This window comes from Spirulina sp. CCY15215 (assembly GCF_016888125.1).
Lineage (GTDB): Bacteria > Cyanobacteriota > Cyanobacteriia > Cyanobacteriales > Spirulinaceae > CCY15215.
In genome coordinates, this window is sequence record NZ_JACSWA010000337.1 from 20,234 (window position 1) to 45,058 (window position 24,825).

Consider the following 24,825-nt stretch of genomic DNA (forward strand, 5'->3'; position numbering starts at 1 on the left):
AAACCAATGATTTAATCATATCCGACAAAGGTAAGGTGCATGAGAGCAATTTTCCTGGGAAAAAGCAGAAAACCCTTAACTATTTTGCAGTGGGTAATTTATTTAGGGGTTGCATTAACCATACTTCGAGGTCATTTTGCTTTTGCGAGTACCGATATTTTTGCCATAAATTCTGAGGAATTAGAACAAAATAATTTATTCTCACAAAATCCCCTGAATATCCCTCAACCTTCAGATCTACAACCGCAACCCCCTTCTCCTCCTATCCCAGAAACTCCCATTCCTGTTTTAGAAGACCCTATTGAATTACCTACAGTCGATCGCCTATCCTGTCCAAAACCTACAGCAAATCCCGAGGGCGATCGCGATACAATTGTTATTCAAGCCTTTGAATTCACTGGGAATACTGCTTTTGATGGCGATCGCTTGGCTCGAGAATTGGCAGGTTATACAAATATTCCGATTACTTTTGCTCAATTATTACAGGCAAAATCCTGCCTGACTGACTTATATGTGAGAGAAGGTTATATTACCACAGGAGCATTTCTTCCCGCTAATTTGTCTCTCGGACAAGTTGAAGCGGCGATCGTTCCCATTAAGATTGTGGAAGGTCGTCTCAGTGAGATTAAAATTGACATTCAGGGTAGACTCGATCCCAGTTATATTCGCTCTCGGTTGCAACTCGCAACCCATCCCCCCCTACACCGCGATCGCCTCTTGGAAGCATTGAAACTCCTACAACTCGATCCCCTCATTCAGTCCCTGAGTGCGGAACTTGCGACTGGGATCGATCCCGGAACTAATGTACTGTATATCTCTGCGGTTGCGGCCAATCCTTGGACGATCGCCATCGATAGCAATAACAGTCGTTCCCCCAGTATAGGTAGTTTTCGGCGCGGTGCAAGTATCGGGAATGGGAATTTTATCGGCATCGGCGATCGCCTCGCTTTGACTTATAGTAACACCGATGGGAGTAATAGTTTTGATATTAGTTATGCTCTCCCCTTGAGTCCTCACAATACGCTTTTGCAATTTAACTTCGGTACTGCAACCAGTACCATTATCGAATCCCCTTTCGATCGCCTCAATATCGATGCAAGTTCCCAATATTATCAGCTTACCCTGCGCCATCCCCTCCAACAAACGCCAACAGAAGAATTAGCCCTTAGTGTTGTATTGTCTCATACTCGCGGCGCAACCACCCTTCAGGATATCCCTTTTCCTCTCTCTCCCGGTGCCGATATCGACGGGAAAACTAATATTACTGCATTGCGATTCATTCAAGAGTGGACGAAGCGGGATACTCAACAAGTTTTTGCTTTGCGATCGCAGTTTAGTTTGGGAATTGATGCGCTGGGGTCTACGATTCAAAGGAGTAACCCCGATAGTAACTTTTTTGCTTGGCAGGGTCAAGGTCAATGGGTAAGACAATTAGGAACCAATACGACTGCTCCCACTATACTCCTGCGGGGCGGGGTGCAACTGTCCGATCGCCCTCTCCTTTCGGGGGAACAATTTGGTTTAGGAGGTTTTGGGAGTGTGCGAGGTTACAGACAAGATAGCTTACTTACCGATAATGGTATTTTTGCGAGTGCAGAAATTCGCATTCCTATATTAAAATTAACAAAAGCACAAACTACTGTACAAATTATTCCTTTTATTGAGGGAGGAATGGGTTGGAATAGCGGTGATTCGGAAACTCCCGATCCGAATACTTTAGCCGCAGTTGGGGTAGGTTTACAAGTCCTACAAGGCGATCGCTTTAACGCTCGTTTAGATTGGGGTTTACCTTTAGTTGATATCCTTTCTTCGGAGAGAACATGGCAAGAAAACGGCATCTACTTCTATATACAGTACAATTTTTAAAACAATTTTCAAACATTTCTCGCTTATTTCTGAGTTGTGTTTTAGTGGGAATGAGTTTCTCTGTTTTAACAAGGGAAGTATTGGCTTCTGAGAACTTTATTTTACAAGGTCGTAGAGCTTATGAAGCCGGCAATTATGAAGCAGCGAGGGAGTATTTATTGCAAGCATTACCAGAAGCGGAAGATAATGCGATCGCACAGATTACGATCTTGAGTAATTTATCTTCTATTTATCAGCAATTGGGAGATTGGGAGCAAGGGGAGGAGACTTTAAAACGTGCTGAGATTTTACTTAATAATGAACCTCGTTCAACCCAAAAAACTGATCTCTTCGCTCAAATTCAAACTTTATCAGGTCAATTAGCCTTTTTGCAAGGACACAGCGATCGCGCTTTGGAAGCATGGAAACAAGCTGAGGAAAGTTATCGGGAAATCGAACAAATTCAAGGACAGATCGAAAGCAAAGTTTATCAAACAATTGCTTTACAAGAATTGGGATTTTATCGAGAAGCATTAAAGATACTTTTATCCCTCTTTCCGCAAGTTTCTTCTGAAGACAGACTTTTACAAGGGAAAGTATTTCATCAACTGGGTAATACAATTCGGGTGGTGGGAAAAGTGGAGGCTTTAGAGCAGTATAACTTATTCGATCGCCAAGGTGATTCGGAAGAAGAGAAAGATTATTTGCAAGTCTCTGAAGTATTTTTAAACAAGAGTCTCGAAATTACGAATCAATTGGGACAAAATTCAGATCGTGCCGATATTTTACTAGATTTAGGCAATACAATCTTTGCTCAATATTATCGGCTTAAAGATGACTTTTATCGGCGTTATACTCTTGAAAATAAAGACGATATTCCTTTTAAACGCCAACTTAAAGAACAAATTATACTCCTCGATCGCGCCCTAAATTATTACCAACAAGTTCAAAAAATCGACAATATTTTGCCAGAGGTGAAACAACAAGCGCGTTTGAATGCGATCGATCTGATGTTGGAATTTTACCCTCGACAACAGAAAGAAGATTTTGCGCTGTTAGGAGGGTTTTCCGAACTGCAAGAACTTCAGAATCATTCTGATGTCTTCTTGGCAGAATTAACGGCATTAGAAGCGGATATATCTACTCTTCCTCTGTCCCAAACGCATCTCAAAATGCAGTTAAAATTGATTCATCAACGGATTCAATGGTACAAACTAACAGGAGAAGAAATTTCCCTACCACAGTTCGAGCAATTGTTACAGAAAGCAGAAAAACAGGCTCAAGAATTGCAGAGCGATCGCGACTATTCTTATGTTAAAGGATATCGAGGATATTGGCAAGAATTGCAGGGAAATTTAGAGACAGCGCAGCAGTTAACGGAAGAAGCAATTTTACTGACTGAAAAGATTCGCGCTCCCGAAGTACGTTATCTTTGGGAATGGCAATTGGGGCGAATTTTAGCAGCAGAAAGTGTACAAAAACCCTATAAAACTGATTCTGCGATCGCAGCTTATCGATCTGCCTTGAACAATTTGGATCGGGTACGCGAAGATATTATTAGCTTAAAAAATCCCGATTTTCGCTTTCTGTTTCGGGATGATGTCGAACCTATTTATCGCGAATTTGCGGCGCTTTTATTGCGTTTTCCTACATCTTTAGAAGTAGCGCAAAAACAGGATGATCAGAAGAGAGAGGAGGCGATCGCCCCCGAAAAAGTACAAGAAGCTATTTCCGTTATTGAACGCTTGCAAGTCGCCGAATTAGAAGACTATTTACGCTGTAATTTACAACAGCGATCGCAAACTTCTTTAGAGCAGTATTTAACCCGAAATTCTCAAGCTAAGGCTGCATCAATTTATCCAATTTTATTAGGCGATCGCCTAAGAATTATTGCCCAACTACCAGACCAAAAAGCCCCAATTTATTATACACATCCTGAACCAATTTCTCGTCAAGAAATGTACGAAAAAATAGACCAACTTAGAAGAGCAATTAGTGAGAAAAAATTCTCTAAAAATAATACAATATTTAGCGAAATTTACAATCTATTATTGGGAGGAATTGAGACAAAATTAGAAGCAAGTGGTGTTAAAAGTTTAGTTTTTGTCATGGATAGCGAATTGCGAAATATTCCCTTAGCTTCCCTCTACGATGGTGAAAAATATGTAATCGAACGCTATAATCTTTCCCTCAATATTGGTTTAGAAGTCGCAGAAAATAAGCCTTTAATTTGGTCAGAAACCCCTATTTTAGCAGCCGGAATCAGTGAAAGAAATCTGAATAAAAAACCCCTCCCTTATGTTAAAGAAGAACTCGAATTTATTAAGAACTACTTTGATCGCGCAGAAATTCTGCTGAATGGAGAATTTACAATTTCCACCTTACAAGATAAAATTAACCAGAATCCCTTTGCGATCGTCCATTTAGCAACACACGGAATATTCAGTTCAAATCCTGATGAAACTGTTCTTTTTGCTTCCGGAGAAACCATTCATTTAAATCAATTGAGTCAGCTATTATCTAGCCAACAAGAACAGCAAGAACAGGCGATCGAATTATTAGTTTTGAGTGCTTGTGAAACCGCAGTAGGAGACAAACGCGCTACCCTAGGAATTGCTGGAATTGCTACTCAAGCGGGAGCAAAAAGCACCCTAGCCACATTATTTACGGTTGATGACGAACCGACTGCACAATTAATGGAAACATTCTATAAAAAACTCAATACTTCCCATATTTCCAAAGCAGAAGCCTTGCGTCAAGCGCAATTAAGTTTGTTACAAGGAGATCATTCAGGAGATGATTCAGAATATCAGAAACCTTATTATTGGTCGTCTTATATTCTGGTTGGTAATTGGCAATAAATAGAGAGTTAAAAATAAATTATGTAATCTTAAATCAAGCGATCGCTAAATAATTAAGTTGTTCTTCACATTTAATTTTCAGGAGTCGAAATCCCATCGGCGATCGCATCATACCCTAATTCGCGTAAGATTTCAATCCAAGCATTTTTACGGGTTTGAGGGTCTTCTATTGCAGCAATTTCTGCAAGGTGATCGTAAAGGCGATCGCCAGACACATTTTCTGATCGTTGAACCCATGCAGAAATAGAGTCTTGTTGCAGGCGATCGGCTTCTTCGGTACAGTAGACATCTAAGAATAAATACCAGCGATACCATTGTCCCATTTCTAAGGTATTTTCTGACTCCTCGAGAGAGAGAGGAACAAGACCGGGAGTTTTCCCTAAAGTATTAAGAGATAATCGTTCTTCGTAAATAATCTCCTCTTCATTTTGAGTACGAACTGATAGTTTTGCTCTCGATAATTGCTCTCTCGTGTAAGGAATATAAACCCACAAAATCGGACGTTCTGCACTTGTTTTTCCCCAGTTAGAACCCACTTCAGAATTGTTTTGATTGATAACAATAGGAGTGAGATTCAGATTGGATTCATCACAAGGATTACGTTCTCCTTTGCCTACGGTTGGAGGATTACCATTTTCGTCCACAGTAACAATGAGTTGACGAAAATGATTTTCTAGACTTGGTAGAGAATCTAAAGGTATAAAAGTGGAAAAATTAGAAATTGTCCACGGAAAAATCATCATAAAGGACACAAAATATTGTTTATTCATGTTGTTTATTTTTGATAAAATGAAGAAAAATGGTGAATAAAGTTGGAGTGAGAATGATGCCAAAACAAACAGGTAAAATAGGAATCCAAAATCCGACAATTAGAGCTTTGTATCCTATAAAAAATAATAACCCGATCGCAGAACATAAAACAAAAAATTTATATTTATTTTTGAGCCTCCAAATTATAGATAATCCTCCGATTGATACTCCAAATAAAATCAAAATATTTTCGTATATTTGAGGAATTCCTCGTAAAATTGGTCGTTTATCAAGTACAGCACTAATTAACTGGCTGGCCATCTGTGCTTGGATGATTGTATTGGATAGACCTTCAGATTTATTGTAGGGTGTAGGATAAAGTTCGCTGATGCTGCGATCGCGGCCAATAAGAATAATTTTATCCCGCACTAAATCAGCCATTTTAGCATCTCGCGCCCCACTAATAATATCAGTTAAACTGACTTCTTGAGGATTAGTAGCGCGATAATTAATCAAAATCTGAAATCCTGCTGCTTCAGCCTGAGAAAGTTGATAGCCTCCTAGAGTGGGAGTTAATCTATCGAATGTTATATCACCGAGTTGTATGCGATCGGGTGTAATTTTAGAGGCTTCTTTTTGCAAATAATGTTGGGCAATTTCAAGACTGAAACCATGAGATACATTGCATAAAGGTGAGGATTTTTTAGCAATAATTTGACGGCGAATGATATCATCTGGCTCGTCAATTAAGTTGGAAAAACCGACACGATTTAAGGGTATTATTGAAGGAGGCGAAATAGAGATTGAGTCTTGATTGGTGCTATGACAAGAGACCAGAAAATGAGGATATTGTAAAAGGTCTGCATTTCGTTTTGAATCGTAGGCAAAATCATGAATATTCAAGGCAACAACTCGGGGTTGATACGGTTTCACTTTTTGCCAGAATAATTCAAGCGCTTCTGGAGATAAAGAATCACGACGATTCATGCCTAAATTATCTTGGTAAGCGAGATCGTTTTCCCCAATTGTTACTAAAAGAAAGCGATCGTCCCTCGGTTCCGCAGGGCGCGATCGCAGCATAAAATCAAAATGATTGAATTCCCATCCTTGCAACCAACCAAGCGATCGCACCCCCATAATTAAACCCGCAACCCCCAAACTGAGCAGAATGGGTAAGAAAGGGGAAGTTTTCTGCTCTTTATCCCCCTTTATTTCCTCAACTCTCTCAACTTCCCTCTCATATAAATCCTGCCAAATAGGCGGCACAGAATTGGGAGTTTGACAGATAACTGGTAGCCAACTCGCACAGGGAAAATCTGAGTCTAACTCGTCGTGGAGTCGCTGCTTGGCTTCTCTGACAGCACTGTAAAAAGAGGAACCGGCTGAAAAATTACGCAGAAAATGAGTGAGGAACTTTTGCGCGACCAAATCCGGCACTAACTCCCGCATGACAATCATTTGGGGAATTTGCAGATCGTCCAGGCGATCGGAAAGCCCCAACCCATCGCAAGAGTTAAAAATAGCTAATTGTAGCCCGCGATCGACCGCTTTTTTCAACCCAAACCAAAGCTCATCAATACTCAAACTCTCCGACTCATTTAGATAAATGCGTCCCGTTTCTCCCTCGGTTTCACTATGTCCGGCAAAGAAGATAATATCCCACGCATTCTCCCAAATTTGCTCCACTACGGTGCTTCTTTGGGGGCAAACGAGAAAAATGACCTCGGCATCGGGTAACGCCTCCAATAAGCTGCGATCGCGCTTGATATCAATGCCCTCATCGTGACCCAAAATCGCCAAAATGCGAACTTTAGCGCCGCGATGGAGAGGAGGAAAAAACTCTCGGGCTTTTAACTCCGGGGGACTGAGAGCGGTTTCCGCATGGGGATAATGCTGGAATAAATTCCATTCTTGCCAGGGGATTTTTTGCAGTTGGCGATCTTCTGTGCGAATGAGAAAGCGAATTTCTTCCTCGGGTTGCAGATGCGATCGCAATTGTTTTTCAATGGAGCGAAACTCTTCACTATCCAGCCATTGATTGAGGGAAACCCCTAATTCTCGAGCAGAAAGGCGACATTCTTCGATTTGGCGATCGCGAGACTTGCGATGGACAATCTTCTGCGGTTTGATCCGAAAGGCGCGATCGTCGGTTTTGCGTCGATAGGGCGCTCCCAGACTGCGATATTTTTCTTGCCAATGCTGATGTAAAATGCGAAGAAGTTCGCGATTCTGGGGAAGTCTCGACTTTAAACGCGCAGGAAGCAGAGAAGAAGAATTAAGCGCGACATTCTCTCGATAAATTTCCAGAGTGATGCGGAATCCTTGCTCAAAAGTACCATCGAGTTCGAGAACAACTAATTTACTCATAGCAGAAAAGAGAAACAGAGAGAAAACTGGGACAGATTAAATTAAAAAACATTCAGTCACACTGACTTCTCCTAATACTATTTTGATACTAAAGCGCTCCCCCAGTTCGCCACTGAAGTGAAATTCCAACCCTTCACTACTTCGAGCCTCGGCCTGCATGATCGATCGCCCCTTCTCATCCAGTAAAAAAAGCTGCAAATCTTCGGGTAAATGAGGCTGGGTGCCAATGGAAGCAACTTCAATAGAAATATCCCATTCCCGATCCGGATAGGGTTGTTGAAAGCCCACAAACAAAGCAATTCTCTCATCGGCTCGCTCTAAATCGAATAATTTTCCTCGCTTAATCCCATTTTTATTCACAGGCGTATTTTGGTGGGATAAAGAGCCGCGTCGAAAATTAGTCGCGAGAGTTGGGGGAGAACCAAGTATGCTTTCAATGGTTTCCCATCCCGCATCGATCGCCTCCTCAAGCCAACGACTCAAACAAACGATCGTCGCGTCTCGAAGAGGGGGAATTTCTACAGGAAGGGGCTGTAAATAGTCCCAGAGAAGTTCGAGAGGGGGAAAAGAGGCGAGGGGAAAATCTTCGCGATCGCCCTCCAACTTAGCCGTAAAGCCCAGCAATTTCGCCTCGCTAAGTTCTGGGTTAAATTGGACGGGAATGTATCCCAAACGGTCTTCTCGCACCTCAAAAGGAATCCTACAAGTGGAAGCGTCGGGTAAGACGGGACGACATTCAATTTTGCCATAACCGGCGATGGTCAAGTCAGCCGTATCGCTTAAGGTTTGTAGGCTAATGTCCCAACTGTCGCTTGTTTCAAAGTTAGTTTCCATGTCCAAAGCCCTTAAATAGGCACGAACGGCACAGACCGCAAGGGTATTAAGATAAACTTGTTTGGCTTTGATGGGGTTGCGGTGCTTTTGCCAAAATTTTCGCGCTTGCTGGTGGTCGAGGGGCGCTAAAGGAATAATCAAAGCAGAGGAATTAGTTTGAACGGTCATGACTCTTGCTGGGGGTGAACTAATGAGAGAGATAAGCGTGAAAATAAGGTTTGAATCTTGTGAGATTGCGCTGATAGAAACAGCTTAGAGTGGGAATTTTAACCCCCAATTCTGTCGATATTTCTTGCCAAGACCAGCCTTCAATGGTTTTGAGGGCGATACATTGGAAGGTTGCGTGGGGATTGTTGCTGACATGGGCGGTTTGGAAGATGCGATCGGGGTCTTCCTCGATGTATTCTCGCAGTTCATCTTCTTCGCAAGGAACAGAATAATCTTGGAAGGAAGGGTTCGCATCTAAATCTTCAAGGGTCATTCTCTTTACATTTTGCCAAGATAATTGTTTGCCTTTACCCAGTCGCGTCACTTCCCCGATCGCCTCGGGAAATCGCCGTCGGAGGAGAAAATTCACCCATTGTAGGACTTCGCCTTTTTCGGGCTTATAGGTGTCAATTTTGCGAAAGAGATAACAAAATAAATGCTGCTTGGCGATCGCATAAATTTCCGAGTACAGCCCCTGTAAATGAGGAGGGACGGGAGGATAACAGAGTTTTTGGGAATTTTGTAGGCTTCTGAGCAAGCGATCGACTGCCTTTTTGCGCTGGAAACTTCCTTGAGGATGTTTTTGAGCTTCGAGAGCCAGTTTTCGCAAGCGATCGTCAATTTCGGACATAGTTCCCCAAAAAAAAGGATGCTGATTGGCGAGAAAGGTCAATAGCGACCTCTATTTTCTTCTCGGTAAAAATGGGGTGGTTTTATGCAGCAGGATAAATTTGTTGCAATTGGTAACAAACTGCATAAAATAATTAAAATCTGCCAGAGAAAAATGTAAGAACTTAAAATTCGGGGTAATTGAAGATGATTTCTATTCGTCAAATTGTGGGAGAGGCGATCGCCCAAGGGTATCTCACTCGGGATGCCGAAGGACAACTGCGGGATTTATTACATGGAAACCGATGCGATCGCGCTGAGTTACAGGCTTTTTTCCAGTTGCAACAAGCGGCGATGGAGGGACGGGTGAAACAACAATCTCGCGAGGAATTGGTAGTTTGTTAAGTTGTGTAACAAACTTTTGCTATTTGCATAATGCGATCGCAAGTTTCCAGAGACATCATTAGTAGGAGGAGATTATTCTGCCTGCGTCTTAAATCTTTAGGAGAGGAAAAATGACAATGTTTAAGTTTTAAAAACCGTTAGTTGATGATTATTCTATTTCTAAATTTAGCTAAAATTGGCGACATTTTAGCGCTAGAGTTTTTTGTCTTTTTTTAGGTGAAGAAATTGTGATGAAAGCGATTAAAATCTGGAGAAAGTTAAAGATTCGGTAAAGTTGTTTATTTGAGAGAGAACTTGTTGTACAACAAGTAAAGACATCCGAGAAACAACTGGAATTGACTCCGTAATTTTGCGGAGAATTGGCTTGTAGAAAAATTTCTCATTCATGTTTATCTACCAAGGAATTATGAAAACTATTCAAAAACTTACAGGAGTTTGTACGGCGGCTATTTTAGGGGCGATCGCGATCGCCTCTCCTAGTGCAGCATCGAGTTTCCACAACGGCTGGTACTACACCATTGATGCCAGCCACGACAGTATCGCCGGTGATGGAAATGGAGGTACTGACGTAGGTGGAACGATTTACGAAATGTACGGTATGGCCATTCGAGAAAACGAAGAAACTGGAGAAATTTGGGTGGGTTTAAATGCCAATTTACCCACCACCGGACGAGCTGTTCCAACCATGTTAAATGGATACCCAGTTCCCGACGGAAATATCGGTTGGGGGGATATGTTTTTTGATTTTTCTGGACTTGGAACATTTCAAGAAGCACTCAACACAAATCAAATGCTAGGGGTTCGTTTTTCTCCGAATAATGATTCTGGAGTGGATGTCGGGGTCTATCGCAATGTATCGGGAATGAGTGTTGCTGGAGACAATGCAGGTTATCGGAATTTATATTCTCATAATAACTTTGTAGTCGATAATGGCACGGGATTGGAGTCGTGGATGGGAGATTTAGCGTGGGATGATTCCTATTATGGGGAACATAAGACATTGCAACCCACCACGAATCGAATGTCCAATGTAATCCAATCTGGGGAAAAGATTGGTGACGTAACAATGCGCGACCAAACGGAACTGGAAGCGCAAGGATTCGATCCCGCGTTTTTCTTTGAACAAGGAGCCAATATTTTCGGGTTTAGTTTCCAAAAACCTGCACAGATGGTGGGTAACTTTTTTGCCACAATTATTGAAGAGTGTATCAATGACGGGATGACTCTTTTGGGGAATTTCCCAGCACCCAATCCCAATCCCGATCCCAATCCCGATCCCAATCCCAATCCCGATCCCAATCCCAATCCCGATCCCAATCCCAATCCAAATCCAAATCCTGATGATGGTTGCGCCGTGACCTTGGGTCAATTAAAAGCTCTTGCACCGGATGTAGTCGATGGAGAATGGAAAATTTTTTACGACACACTCTCTCACCAGTGGTACGATCCTCCTGCTTATAGCGGATACACTTTTCAAACTACTGGTGGTTCACTATTTACCCAAATTAGAGATTTTCCTTGTGGAATTTCTACAGATGATAAATTCTCGGTTTATGTTGGGAACAAAAAAGTTGGCAAGTTTGGGTCTGGTGAGAGTTTAGATTTTGAAGCTCTGTTTGGTATGGGTATCTCAGAGTTTAAAATTGTTTTTCCTTGGGAAGATCTTCTTGAACAAGACTCTCCATTTGCATTACAACTTGCTTTTGAAGATGAAATTAGCGGTTTTCAAATGCGTCCGATGACAGATGAAGAGTTTCATAAATTAGTTCCAGAGCCTAATGTCACTTTAGCATTATTTGCTGTAGGAACATTGGGCTTGATCATTAAGAAACGTAATGTGAAAAAGTAGTTCAGGTGTTGAGGAGAGTGCAAGTATTGCAACCCTACTGAGAGGATTTCGAGAGAACAAGTTTTTGATGATTTTTTTCATTGATTACTGCAAGGGCGTATTTGCATACGCCCTTTTTCTAAGTATACCTCTCCGGGAAACCTGATTATAAAGGATAGCACGTTGTACGTTCATGAGAATTTTGAGAACGTTCTGAAATCAAAATAACTTCACCATTGGCCAATTTTATCCATCCTTGTGCTTCATTAATTTCGGTCAGAGGCTCATTGAATGAAGTTGGGTCATCATCGATTTTTTCCAACTCTATCCACCCCAAATGTAAGCTACGAGAATCTAAAATATTATCTGGAGTTGTCGGAATACCACCACGTCCCGTTTCGTAAAATTCCCCTCGTGCTGTACTATTAGTTCCGTGTCGAGTTTGACAGCGATCGCCGATTGGCTGTTCGGCTAAACCTTCAGGTAAGTCTACATCGGGTTGGAAATTATCGACAATTAAAGTTGTCGTACCATCAATTCCGAAGCTAGAACTTGCACTTAAATCACTTTCAGAAGTGCGGACTAAACGCCCCGGATTGCTAAAGCCAAAAACGCCTTGCGCTTGAACAAAAATATTACCACCTTTTCCTTCAATAGCAGTTGCAGCAATATCGCTATTTTCTGATAATACAGCTAGAACGAAACCGCCAGCAGTAATAGAAATATTTCCCCCATTTCCCGTTCCTAAAGCCTCCGTGAGAATATTGCTGTTATAGCGGAGCCAAACATCATTGGCAACCTGAAGATTAATATTTCCTCCTTCTCCCGATACCGTTCTTGCAAGCAAATTACCGCGATCGAAAAGCAAAATAGATCGAGCCGAAATCTCTAAATTTCCTGCACTTCCCGTTCCCGTTCCGCTTACAGTCACTTCTCCACCATTTTGCACGGTAAAATCTCCCGTATTCAGACTAATTCCTCGAGCATTTCCAGAGCCAAAACTTTCAAAAAATAAGCCACTCCCATCTCCAACAATATCAATCGATTCAGCAGCATTCACATTCAACAATCCACCTTGTCCCGATCCCGAAGTTGTTGCAGAAATTTGACCGCCATTGTCTACAGTTAAACGCTGAGTATTAATATTTAATTGTCCTGCGTTTCCTGACTCAGATGTATTAAAAAAGAGGCGACTGCGATAGCGTCCATTCCCTGACATTCCACTAATTGTAATATCAGATGCACTCACATTAAAAGTTCCAGCATTACCCGTTCCAATGCTTTGAGCAGAAATATTTCCCCCATCTCGAATAATCAATTTTTGAGTAGATAAGTTAAAATTTCCGGCATTTCCTTGTCCAGCAGTTTCATATAATAAACTACTGGGTGCATTTGAACCAGATCCCATGACTTCAACAGAGTTACTTGCATTAATATTCATATTTCCAGCTTTACCACTTCCATAGGCTGTTCCAGATACAATTCCACCATCTAAAATTGATAATTTTTTGGTATCAATATTGAGTTCTCCTGCATCTCCACTCTGAAATCCTCCAAAAATAAATGCTGACGGTAAACCCCTTGATTCTGTACCAATTAAATGGACTGACTCTGAAACACTAATTGTTATACGTCCACCTTGTCCTTCACTATCACTGGATGTATTAAAATATGACCCATTCTTCAAAGTTAAACGATCTGCATTGACAGAAATTTCTCCAGCATTCCCCAATGGTTGTGTGGGAGAATCAATATCTCGATAAGTATTCGCAAATACAAAACCATAATCTAAATTAATGTCTGAAGCATTAAGTTTAATATTACCTGCGTTCCCGACTCCAATAGTATTGGCATAGAATCCTGATTGCTGCTCTTGTCCGAAAGTATTTTGAATTGCAATTGTTTCTGCATTTGCTACAATGTTACCTGCATTACCAAAACCCAAATTTAGTGTCGAAATTTTTGCCCCATTTTGCAAATTTAATAGAGAAGATGTATTCAGTCGTATTGTTCCTCCTTGTCCATTATTGGCTGATGTATAGCTGCGACTAAAAACACTATGATTTAAAGATAGAGAATTTTGATTCATAATTGTAATATTACCTCCGAACAAACCATCAGCACGAATTTCACCCCCTTGAACAATACTTTCTTGAGCAAGAATAGAAATATTACCACCATTGCCTTGAAAATTTTTATTTCCTAATAAATCATAAGCAGAAGTAGTGATTTCTTGATGAGAAATTGATTGACGTGAATCAATAAGTATTGTCCCGCCACCTTTAAAATCTTCTGTATCAATTTTACCATTAATTGTAATTGAACCGGGTAAAGAATTGGCGAAATATTGATTGGTTAAAAAAACATTTCCTCCAGTACGAGAACCGGGAGGAGGTTGAAGTAGAGTTTCAATATTTCCTGATGTAATATCTGCACGATCTAAAGTTGAAAAATTAGGAGTAGGAGTAATCGAACCAAAAATTTGATTTGCCCCTGAAAAACCAGAAATTTTATTCCAATCAACACCTGCACGAATATCTAAAGTATAGTATTTATTTCCTTCAACAGTTACTGTATTTCCTTCTGTGGAAGTAAAGGTAGCAAGACTGCTCAAAAAATTATTAGGGTTAGTAGGATAGATACTATTAGTTGCATCAATATCATCTATTTCTACATCACCAATTGTAACACTGCCACCAGCAAGAATATGTAGTGATGCTCCCGTATAGTCACCAAAAGTTACATTTCCAACAGCTAAAACAATCGGATCGTTAGGACTATACAAATCCCCTAAACTCCCATCCAATTGTTCGATGCGAAAATTGCCCCCACTCCAATAATGTGCGTCCCCTCCCACAGGATTTGCACTGCGAAACGTCATATTTCCCCCAGAAAATAAGCCGCTATCGGCGTGATTTAATGCAAATATATCTACTGCCCGATCGCCTTGCACCAAAAAATTCCCCCCCGCAGCCGCAATAAAAGGACTCACATCACTATCGCGAATTTTTAATGTATCCAAAGCACGTAGAGTTAAATTCCCTCCCGCTTGTAACTGTCCCTGTAAATCCAGATTTCCCCCTGCTAGGAGTAAATCTCCCCCCGTTTCGAGGATACCCCGATTGGTAATTTGTCCCGCATTACTCCCATATTGCAATCCCGGTGTAATATTCACCGTCAACAAAGGAGAAGGAGATCCAGGGGCGATCGCGCTATATTCCAACCCATTGCCAAAAACAAAACTATCTGCTGTCGTCCCCACAAACGACCCCCGAATATCGAGCCGAGCATTGGGACCAAAGAGAATACCATGAGGATTGAGCAAGAATAGATTGGCATTCCCATTCACCCCTAAAGTCCCCAAAATCTGCGAAGGATTCCCCCCCGTGACGCGACTGAAGATATTCAAAATATCCGCAGGATTGGCAAAATACGCCCCTTGTCCATTATTGACGTTAAACTCTAGGAAACTGTGAAACAAATTGCTTCCCCGTATCGCACCCCCTTCAATTAAATCCACCCATTGACCGTTTAAATCCACATTGGGATTCAATTGGGAACTTTCCCCCCCTAAAGTCCCATCTGGGACGATCTGAGCTTGTGCCGTACTTCCTGCCAACGCGATCGCGATCGCCAATGCTGCACCCCATCGAGTCATGTTCATCTCTCCTGAAAATAGAGTCCCTAATTCTTTCTCTGGTGTGCATTGCGTCTTTTATGCAGTATCCAGAAGATTGATACAAAACTTTATAATTATTTCGCATCAATGCTAAATTTCTAACAATCGCTAAAATGAATAGAGATTACCCGAATATTTACTGCATCTACAATTTTCTCTGTTGTCGATCAAAAGAAACTTTATGTCATCGAAACAAGAACTGAATCCCTTCTTGATTGAATCTTTTGTACCATTAATCGCCAAACGAACGGGATTGGAAATACAAGAACACAATCGCAAAACTCTCGGAGAGGCCATTCAATCTAGAATGAAATCTTTGCATTTGTCGGCGTTTAATTCTTATTACGATCTCTTAATCACAGAAGTACCAGAAGACTCCCAAGAATGGCAAAATCTGATCTGTTTATTGACCAACCCAGAAAGCTATTTTTTTCGCGATCGCGGTCAATTTTCTCTCCTCGAAAGATATGTTCTTCCGCAACTGATCAAACGCCGTCAAAAGACAAAAACCCTGCGTTTGTGGAGTGCGGGATGTTCGACGGGGGAAGAAGCCTATTCTTTGGCAATTGTACTCGATCGCTTACTACTGGATAGCGATCGCTGGAACGTATTGATTTTGGGAACGGATATTAACCGAGGGATGTTACAAAGAGCCAAAGAAGGACTCTATGGAAATTGGTCTTTTCGTGCTTCTGAGACAGCGCTGCAACAGCAGTATTTTCACGCAACTGATCACGGCTATCTTCTCCACGATCGCCTTCGCCAGCGCGTGCGCTTTCAGTATTGTAATTTAACCAATTGTGCAGATTTAAGCGACAGCAAACCCGATTTTTTTGATTTAATTGTTTGTCGCAATGTCTTTATCTACTTTACCCAAAGCGCAATTGAAAAAACCCTGCAAACCTTTTCGCGATCGCTCTCCTCTGATGGTTATTTTCTCACGGGTCATGCAGAGTTGTACGGACAAAATTCAACTTTATTTAAAAGCGAAATTTTCCCCGAATCTATTCTTTATCAAAAGAATATTCAAGGCGCAGAAACAGAACCGCGATCGCCAATAAAAGATAATCCCCGATTGATTAACCGAGAAGAACCATTTTTTCCTCTTCCTCAAACATATATAGAAACTTCTACAGAACAAAAAAATCGCAGTACAGCTATCCTTCCCTCCGATTCTCTATATTATCCTGCTACGGCATCCCCTCCCTTTGCGGTTGCTAATCAAACTCAAATTACCCCAGAAACACTGCTCCAAAACGCCGAAACTTTATTTTTACAAAAAGAATTTACTGCGGCGATCGCCAACGCAGAAAATGCCTTAAAATTAAAACCGCAGAGTTTTGATGCCTTTTATCTATTAGCGCAAATTTATGCCAACTCTGGAAAATATCAACAAGCCATTCAATGTTGCCAACAAGCCCTGAAAATCGATGTTTTTTCTGTTAAAATTTATTACTTAATCGCCCAAATTGCCCGAGAATGCGGTAGAACCAGCGAAGAAAAGCAATACTATAAAAAAATTCTTTATCTCGAACCCCACTCAATTTCAGCTTACCGCGAACTGGCTTACCTTTATGAAAGAGAAGGCGATCGCGATCGCGCTCAAAAAATGAATCGTACCGCATTAGAACTGGAAACCCAGACGAGTAAACAATCATTACCTTCTCCCTCAGCAAAAAAACCTCCTATAATCCCTAATAATGCAAACATACCTAACATTTAATTTGGCTCAATCCATCTATGGTATTGAAACATCTGCCGTTGAAGAAGTCTTTTTTCTTCCTGAAGTGACCCCAGTTCTTGAGGCTCCTCGCGAAATTGTCGGTTTGATTAATTTACGAGGAGAAATTCTCCCCATCGTTGATATTTATTTGCGCTTTGGCTATCACTCCCTCGAATATTCATTAACTGATAATATTATAGTTATTCAATATCACAATAGACGCATTGGTATTATTGTTAATCAAGTTCGCGAAGTCAGAACTTTTCCCACTACAAATATCTCTAAAAATTTAGGTTATGATAGAGAAAATGAGGAAGAAAAAGAAATATCCTTACAGAAAGGGATCGCACGAACTGAAGAAAATATCGTTGTTTTACTGAATCCTGAATCTTTAACTTTGACCGCTAAAAAAAATGGCGATCACGATTCAGAAAACCTCCTCAATATCAATATCAATGAATTAGAAGAATTAAAACGAGAATCCGAACATGAATTACAAGAACTTCGCCTATTTTTACCGAATATAAGTCCAGAAGAAAGAACTATTTTGCAAGAACGCTCTCTCGCGTTAATGTCTCAGAATGAATTACTCGATACTCATCACTTTATTCCTTTAGCTATTATTAGTTTAGGGACAGAAATCTTTGGCATCGATCTAAAAATTGTCCGTGAATTTACTGATGTATTGAAAATAACTCCTATTCCTTGTTGTCCATCTTATATTGTCGGAAATATTAATTTACGGGGAGAAATTATTACATTAGTTGATATTTGTGGCTTATTAGCACTACCTTGGAGCAAACAATCATCTCAAACAAAAGTAGTTATTGTTGATGTTGAAGGTTTAGTAATCGGTATGATTGTCAATGAAGTCTTTGACGTTCTTTTGCTTGACCCTGCGAAAATATCTCCAATTCCTACTGCTATTCATTCTGTTAAAAATGAATATTTACAAGGTGCAACAACTTATGGCGAAAAAATGCTCGGATTATTGAATTTAGCGAAAATTTTGACTTCTGGAGGATTAATTGTTGATGAAGCAATTTGAGAATTGTAAATTTTTTCCCAAATTTAATGATTTGAGAATAATTTTTCCGGAAACAGCGCATACAATGGAGTACGCAGAAGAAACCTTAAAAAGGCGATCGCACTAGGAGAAACCAACAAAACAATGGCTGCACCTGAAAATATTGTTTCCTTTAATCTCGATAGCACACGAGACTCGCAAAAACAAACAGGATTTAAACTCCGACACTGGATTATTGCTGGTTATTCTGTCCCTATTATTCTCTCCATTATTTCAGGTGTCGCAGTTTTTGTGACTGTTCATATTCTCAAACAAGAAGCGGCACACGTCACCGAAAAAATAGAGATTAATACCAAAGTTGGCGATCTAGCATTCTACACCCAAACTCTGTCAAGAGCAACGCGAGGATATTTACTCCAAAAAAATTCAGTTTCCTTGCAATCTTATCAAGAAGCTAGAGATAATATCCAGCGTTTATCCATCGAATTGAACGATGTCATTGTAGATCAACAACAAAAAGAAACTTTCTCTAAAATTTCCGAAGCGATCGATCGCCTACGAGCAACGAACCAAGAACTCATTGATACTGTCGATCGCGGACAAACCGAACAAGCCATTCAGCGTTGGCGAACTAACCGATCAGGAGATCAAGTGGAAGAACTACTTGCTTTGTTAGAAATCTTTAGAACCCGCGAGCAAGAGATACTTAATAATGGTGAAAATCACGTCGAGAATACTCTTCGTAGCTTAACTCTTGTTGCTACCATTTCAGTATTCTTATCTATTCTCCTGACTGTTATATTAGGGTGGTGGATTATTACCCGTGCCACGCAAAAAATGAATTATACTGTTAGCACTTTGGCAACATCCTCTAGTCAAATTGCCACAACAGTTGAAGAACAAGAGCGTACAGCAAGCTCACAAGCCGCCTCAGTCAACGAAACCACAACCACAATGGACGAACTGGGGGCATCGTCTCGCCAGTCCGCCGAACAAGCTGAAGCTGCTGCGAATGCCGCCCAACAAGCTCTGAGTTTAGCCGATGGTGGGACTCGGGCTGTCGCACAAACCTTAGAGGGAATGAATTCTCTCAAAGATAAAGTGGGGGCGATCGCCTCACAAATCTTACGTTTGAGCGAACAAACCACAGAAATTGGCAGTATTTCTCAATTGGTTTCGGATTTGGCTAATCAAACTAATATGTTGGCACTCAACGCCGCAGTAGAAGCGGTGCGGGCAGGGGAACACGGTAAGGGCTTTTCCGTCGTGGCCACCGAAATCCGCAAACTAGCCGATCGCAGCAAACAATCCGCTCAAAAAATCAATGATTTAGTGAGTGAGATTCAACGCGCTATCAACTCTACGGTTATGGTAACAGATGAGGGAACAAAAACTGTAGAAAACAATGTCACCATCGCCCAACAAACGGCAACTTCTTTTTCTGGTGTTGCCAATGCGGTTAATAATGTTGTCTTAAATAACCAACAGATTTCTCTCAATATCAAACAACAAGCCGCCGCCATTCAACAAGTTGTCCAAGCCATGAATGCGATCAATCAAGCTGCTCAAGAAAGTGCTACCGGTATCGGTCAAACCAAATTGGGAACGCAAAAATTAAACGAAGCTACACAAATTTTAAAAGAGATGATTTAATGAGTAATTCGGTAATGGGGAAATCATGAAAAGTAAGCGAATTATCCATCAACTCTACTTATTAATTGTCGTTCTGTTCCTTTTTGCTCTTTTTAATCTTGCCGCGATTTACACTGCCATCGATCGCACCACTGCTGACGGAAGAATGATTAACTTTGCTGGCATTGTCCGAGGAAAAAGTCAGCGAATTATTAAATTAGAGTTAGTTCAACAGCCCGCAGACTCGCAAATTAGTGAAGTCGAACAAATTGTTAGCGGCTTAGTTAACGGCTCAAAAACTCTAGGACTCCCTGCTCCTCAAAACCCCAATTTCCAGGCTCAAATAGTCGCAATGGAGGGAGGATGGGAGCGATTATCCCTAGAGATTCAGCGCTGGCGATCGCAATCAATTCAGGGCGATCGCCTTCTGCAAGAGAGCGAAACATTTTGGGAGTTGGCAAATGCGGCGGTTTTTGCCGCAGAAACTTTAGCCAAAGAGAATGTAAACTTTTCTAAAAAGGTTGCTATTGTCATTTTTGTTGCCAACTTTATTTTATTGACAATTATTGCGTTAACGATCCGTAAAATTGTTCTTAACTTACAACAAACTGTTCGCGTTCTGGCCTCCTCTTCCAATCAAATTGCAATTACCCTTGAAGAAAATGAGCGCACAATTAATCAACAAACCGAGACGGTAAATAATACTAATATGGCTTTAGCAGAGTTAGAAATTTCTGCTCGGACAACCGCCCAACAAGCCAAGCATTCAAGCGATCGCGCTGCCGATGTTTTTCAACTCGTTCGAGCCGGACGAGAAACGGCGGACAAAACCCTATCGGAAATGTCAATATTACAAGAGTGGGTGAATGCGATCGCAATGCAAATGCAACAGTTAAACCAACAAATTACTCGCATAGCCACTATTTCGCAAATAGTGAAAGAATTGGCAGCACAAACCAATTCTCTCGCCCTCAATGCAGCTATTGAAGCCATCCGCGCAGAAGCCTACGGTGCGGAGTTTGCCGTCATTGCTAAAGAAATTCGCCAATTAGCCGATCGCAGCAAGCAATCTGGGGAGCAAATTAATGATTTAGTTAAGGACATTCAAAAGGCGATCGATCTGGCTGTTCAAGCGACGGTATCGGGAAAAGAAACAGTTTGGGAAAGTAGCAAAAAGATGCAGATCGATCGCGATCGCTTCCAACCCATGACCGAAGCGATCGCCGAAGTTGCCGAAAATAGTCAGCAAATCTCCCAAATTGTTGGCGACCAAGTTAAGACGATCGCGGAAGTCGTTCGCGAAATGCACGCTCTCGATCACGCCACCCAAGAAAATGCGATCGGCATTAGACAAACAAAAATAGCCATTCAATACCTTCAGGATATTTCCTTAATGTTAAAAGCAATGGTTTAAATATTGGCATCTTTTTTAGTTTTCTTTTCCTTGTTGTTAAAATTCCTGAAAAAATTATGTTTATTGAAGATGACGAACTCCGCAATTTATATAAAACTGCCAGTGAGGAACACTTGCAAAAACTCGAGGCAGGATTTCTCCTTCTGGAAAGACAGCCCGAGGATCTTTCCCCTTTAAAAGAATTACTGCGAGAAGCACACAGTCTCAAAGGAGACTCGCGAATGCTCGGGGTGACAGAGATAGAAAGTCTCATCCATCAAATCGAACATATTCTCGGACAAATTCAACAGCAACAAGAAACCATGACTCCCGATCTCAGCGATCGCCTTTATCGGGGATTAGATGCGATCGGCAATCTTGTCCAGGAGGCTGTTACGGGTAATCCTAGTGGTGTTAAGACTTTTCAGGTTTTAGCAATGCTGATGGGGGCAAAGGAAGAGGTAACAGAGGAAGAGGTAACAGAGGAAGATGTAACAGAGGAAGATGTAATAGAGGAAGAGGTAGATGTAATAGAGGAAGAGGTAGATGTAATAGAGGAAGAGACAATAGGGGAAGAGGAGATAGAAAAAATTCTGCCTTCATCCTTCAGCCCTAATTCCGCCCCAGAAACCCCTTATCGCATCGATACTATTCGCGTTAATACCCATCACCTTGACGATCTCGTGACTCAAACTGGGGAACTTAGCGTCACTCGGATCAGAATTGCTAGTATTGCCGACGAGATCGAAGAACTGCGATCGCTTTGGGAAGAATGGCAGCGTCATACTTCCCTCTCATCACAACGAGATTTTCCCCTCGGGGGAGGCTCCCTCATTGCCCCCGTAATGAACCATCCTCCCGCAAATCAGAATAAAGCAAATCTAACCGAAAAGATCGAAAACCTCATCGATCGCCTCTCCTCCTCCACTAGAGAGCATTCTTCTCGCCTTGACTCCATCTCAACCCATTTAGAAGATCGCGTTCGTACTTTGCGCCTTCTACCCCTTTCTAATCTTTTTAATCTCTTTCCTCGTCTGGTGCGAGACTTAGCGCGATCGCAGGAAAAAAACATTGAACTGACGATCACAGGGGGAGAAACCAACGCCGATAAGCGCATCCTCGAAGATATGAAAGACCCTCTCATTCATCTTCTTCGCAACGCCATCGACCACGGTATCGAAACCCCGGAAGAACGAGAAAAAGCAGGTAAACCACCCACATCTACTCTTCGTCTGACTGGCTCTCAAACTGCTAGTCAGATTATTATCACCATTAGCGACGATGGACGAGGACTTGATAGCGATCGCATTAAACGCACTGCGATCGCCAAAGGAATTTATCAAGAAGAAGAACTGGCCAAGTGGACGCGATCGCAACTCTACAATGTCATCTTTCTGCCTGGATTTTCCACCCGCACCGATGTGACGGCAGTTTCTGGACGGGGAGTCGGCTTAGATGTCGTCCGCACCAATGTTGAGCAACTCAAGGGCAGCATTGAGGTGGATTCTACCCCTGGACAAGGTACCACCTTTTCCCTGCGTTTGGGTATCACTCTCGCCACCGCAAGCGTCCTCCTGGTTAAAGTTTGCAACATTATCCATGCCATTCCCCTCGAAGCCGTGAAAACCACCTTTTTCGTTGCCCCTCAAGATATTTTTACCCTCGAAGGACGCGAAACCATTGCTTTAGAAGGACAAGCCACTTCTATTGCTCATTTGGCGACTTTACTTGAACTTGAAGGCGAGACTACTTCCCTTGAGAATTCTTTAGGCACCCCCTGTATTTTGCTCGAAATCGGAGATAATCGTTTAGGGCTATTAGTGAACGAGCTTTTAGATACCCAAGAAGTAGTTCTTAAACCCCAAAGCCAACTTTTAAAACGAGTGCGAAATGTATCTGGGGCAACGATCTTGGGCAATGGAGAAGTCTGTACGATCCTCAACCCTGGGGACTTATTGCGATCGGTGCAACAAGGTCGTACTTCTCCCACTGTATCCAACAGCGCGATCGCCACAATCAAGAAAAAACTCACCATTCTCCTTGCCGAAGATTCCATTACCATTCGCACCCAAGAAAAGCGCATTTTAGAAGAGGCGGGATATGAAGTGACAACTGCCGTTGATGGGTTAGACGGGTTGAATAAACTACGCAACGGTCATTTTGATGCGGTTATCTCTGACATACAAATGCCCAATCTCGACGGTTTACAATTGGCTGCTCGCATTCGCCAGAATCCCGAATATAATGAATTACCAATTATTTTAGTAACATCTCTCGCTTCCGATGAAGATAAAAAAAGAGGAGTTGAAGCGGGAGCTAATGCGTATATTCCCAAAGGGTCTTTCGATCGCGACATCCTGCTTGATACTTTAAAAAGATTAGTCTAAAAAATTGGTTTTAAAAAGATTGAAAATCAAAGTTCTTATTGTTGAAGATTCTCCCATTGCTCTCGTTATCCTCAAGCGCATTCTTAATTCTGCTCACGATATTGAAGTAGTGGGGACGGCGGGGACGGGTTTGGAGGCATTATCGTTAATTGCCCAAACTCAGCCGGATGTCATCTGTACGGATCTGCATATGCCAAAAATGAATGGTTTGGAATTAACTAAGGAGATATTGGCAACAGATCCTCGTCCTATTTTGGCGGTGAGTTCTTCTGTGGGAGAGGACGATCGCCACAATGTTTTTGAGTTATTAGAAGCGGGGGCTTTAGATGTTTTTCCTAAACCTCAAGCGGCTAATATTGAGGATTATGAAGCAGTTAAACAGGCTTTAATTGCCAAAATTCGCATTCTTGCTGGGGTGAAAGTTTTTCGCAAACTCAAAAAACAAGTTCCTCGATCTTCTTCTTTACCTTCACCTTCACCTCCTCCTTTTGCCTCTCCTCCCATCTCTTCCTTTGGCTCTAGAATCAAATTGATCGCGATCGGTTCGTCTACTGGGGGTCCCCAAGCGCTGAAAACAATTTTTTCGTCTTTCCCTGCATCTTTTCCCATCCCTATTGTTTGCGTGCAGCACATCACCCAAGGCTTTTTACAAGGCTTATTGGAGTGGTTAGGGAATAATTGTCGATTAACGCTGCGGGTTGCCAATATAGGGGAAATGCCTCAAGGAGGAACAATTTATTTTCCGCCAGAAGGCTTGCATTTGGAATTAGATGAAGCGGGACGTTTTTATTATTCTTCGCGATCGTTCGGCAGTCATCGCCCTTCTGTTGATGTTTTGTTTGAGTCAACTATACGTTATTATCGCGCGTCGGTGTTGGGGGTTTTATTAACGGGAATGGGGCGAGATGGGGCGGAAGGAATGCAGGCGATCTCTAAAGCGGGGGGACATACTATTGCTCAAAATGAAGCCAGTTGCGTCGTGTTTGGGATGCCCAAGGAGGCGATCGCGCTGGGGGGTGTCAAGCAGGTTTTAGGGTTGGAGGCGATCGCCCCTGCGATTTTAAGTCGAGTAAGGTGTTAAAATGTATTGGGTTTTTCTATATCACTGACCGCGCACCCATGCTCTAAATTCTCTCATGGTTTTATTACGTCCCTGGGTTTTTACTTTCTGCAAATACTGGGGAATGGTTTCGGTGAGGGGAAAGTTAGGGAAATGCGGACTTTCTGTGACTTCAACGTAGCGATCGCCTTGAAGAACGGCTATTTTTAATCGTCCTT

15 protein-coding genes are annotated in these 24,825 nt (G+C 41.8%); 10 read left to right on the forward strand and 5 right to left on the reverse strand.

Annotated features, from left to right (window positions below; translation table 11 throughout):
* Positions 1-84 precede the first annotated feature (84 nt).
* Both JUI58_RS07155 and JUI58_RS07160 read left to right on the forward strand, forming a co-directional pair.
* Positions 85-1,866: a ShlB/FhaC/HecB family hemolysin secretion/activation protein gene (locus tag JUI58_RS07155; RefSeq protein WP_204103074.1), complete on the forward strand. Its 1,782-nt coding sequence runs from the start codon at positions 85-87 to the stop codon at positions 1,864-1,866.
* Positions 1,867-1,916: 50 nt separating this feature from the next.
* Positions 1,917-4,706: a CHAT domain-containing protein gene (locus tag JUI58_RS07160; RefSeq protein WP_204103075.1), complete on the forward strand. Its 2,790-nt coding sequence runs from the start codon at positions 1,917-1,919 to the stop codon at positions 4,704-4,706.
* A gap of 71 nt (positions 4,707-4,777) precedes the next feature.
* Here JUI58_RS07160 and JUI58_RS07165 read toward each other — a convergent pair whose 3' ends face one another.
* From JUI58_RS07165 to JUI58_RS07180, 4 genes are read right to left on the reverse strand one after another with little or no spacing between them, the layout of a single operon-like run.
* Positions 4,778-5,449, reverse strand: a complete 672-nt coding sequence (locus tag JUI58_RS07165) for a DUF928 domain-containing protein (RefSeq protein ID WP_204103076.1) — start codon at positions 5,447-5,449, stop codon at positions 4,778-4,780.
* A gap of 19 nt (positions 5,450-5,468) precedes the next feature.
* Entirely contained in the window at positions 5,469-7,823 is a 2,355-nt protein-coding gene (locus JUI58_RS07170) for a CHASE2 domain-containing protein (RefSeq protein WP_204103077.1), read from the reverse strand.
* 36 nt (positions 7,824-7,859) lie between these two features.
* On the reverse strand, positions 7,860-8,825 hold the full coding sequence (locus tag JUI58_RS07175) for a DUF1822 family protein (RefSeq protein ID WP_204103078.1): 966 nt from the start codon (positions 8,823-8,825) through the stop codon (positions 7,860-7,862).
* Positions 8,826-8,844: 19 nt separating this feature from the next.
* The gene (locus JUI58_RS07180) at positions 8,845-9,495 is read right to left on the reverse strand and encodes a hypothetical protein (RefSeq protein WP_204103079.1); all 651 of its coding nucleotides are present in this window, start codon (positions 9,493-9,495) and stop codon (positions 8,845-8,847) included.
* 185 nt (positions 9,496-9,680) lie between these two features.
* Here JUI58_RS07180 and JUI58_RS07185 point away from each other — a divergent pair, with 185 nt between their 5' ends.
* Together JUI58_RS07185 and JUI58_RS07190 are read left to right on the forward strand one after the other, a co-directional pair.
* Positions 9,681-9,878, forward strand: a complete 198-nt coding sequence (locus tag JUI58_RS07185) for a hypothetical protein (protein ID WP_204103080.1) — start codon at positions 9,681-9,683, stop codon at positions 9,876-9,878.
* A gap of 406 nt (positions 9,879-10,284) precedes the next feature.
* The gene (locus JUI58_RS07190) at positions 10,285-11,727 is read left to right on the forward strand and encodes an XDD3 family exosortase-dependent surface protein (RefSeq protein WP_204103081.1); all 1,443 of its coding nucleotides are present in this window, start codon (positions 10,285-10,287) and stop codon (positions 11,725-11,727) included.
* Between the two features lie 145 nt (positions 11,728-11,872).
* Here JUI58_RS07190 and JUI58_RS07195 read toward each other — a convergent pair whose 3' ends face one another.
* Complete coding sequence (locus tag JUI58_RS07195; protein WP_204103082.1) at positions 11,873-15,364, reverse strand: filamentous hemagglutinin N-terminal domain-containing protein; 3,492 nt, start codon at positions 15,362-15,364, stop codon at positions 11,873-11,875.
* A 202-nt stretch (positions 15,365-15,566) separates the two neighbouring features.
* On the opposite strand from JUI58_RS07195, the gene JUI58_RS07200 reads away from it, so the two are divergent.
* From JUI58_RS07200 to cheB, 6 genes are all read left to right on the forward strand, one after another.
* Complete coding sequence (locus JUI58_RS07200; RefSeq protein WP_204103083.1) at positions 15,567-17,108, forward strand: CheR family methyltransferase; 1,542 nt, start codon at positions 15,567-15,569, stop codon at positions 17,106-17,108.
* A gap of 1 nt (position 17,109) precedes the next feature.
* Positions 17,110-18,156: a chemotaxis protein CheW gene (locus JUI58_RS07205; protein WP_204103084.1), complete on the forward strand. Its 1,047-nt coding sequence runs from the start codon at positions 17,110-17,112 to the stop codon at positions 18,154-18,156.
* A gap of 123 nt (positions 18,157-18,279) precedes the next feature.
* Positions 18,280-19,788: a methyl-accepting chemotaxis protein gene (locus JUI58_RS07210; protein WP_204103085.1), complete on the forward strand. Its 1,509-nt coding sequence runs from the start codon at positions 18,280-18,282 to the stop codon at positions 19,786-19,788.
* 25 nt (positions 19,789-19,813) lie between these two features.
* Positions 19,814-21,181 (forward strand): methyl-accepting chemotaxis protein, encoded by a 1,368-nt coding sequence (locus JUI58_RS07215; protein WP_204103086.1) that lies wholly within the window; start codon positions 19,814-19,816, stop codon positions 21,179-21,181.
* Between the two features lie 56 nt (positions 21,182-21,237).
* Positions 21,238-23,547: a hybrid sensor histidine kinase/response regulator gene (locus JUI58_RS07220; RefSeq protein WP_204103087.1), complete on the forward strand. Its 2,310-nt coding sequence runs from the start codon at positions 21,238-21,240 to the stop codon at positions 23,545-23,547.
* Positions 23,548-23,566: 19 nt separating this feature from the next.
* Complete coding sequence (cheB, locus tag JUI58_RS07225) at positions 23,567-24,628, forward strand: chemotaxis-specific protein-glutamate methyltransferase CheB (RefSeq protein WP_204103088.1); 1,062 nt, start codon at positions 23,567-23,569, stop codon at positions 24,626-24,628.
* Positions 24,629-24,825: the final 197 nt, after the last annotated feature.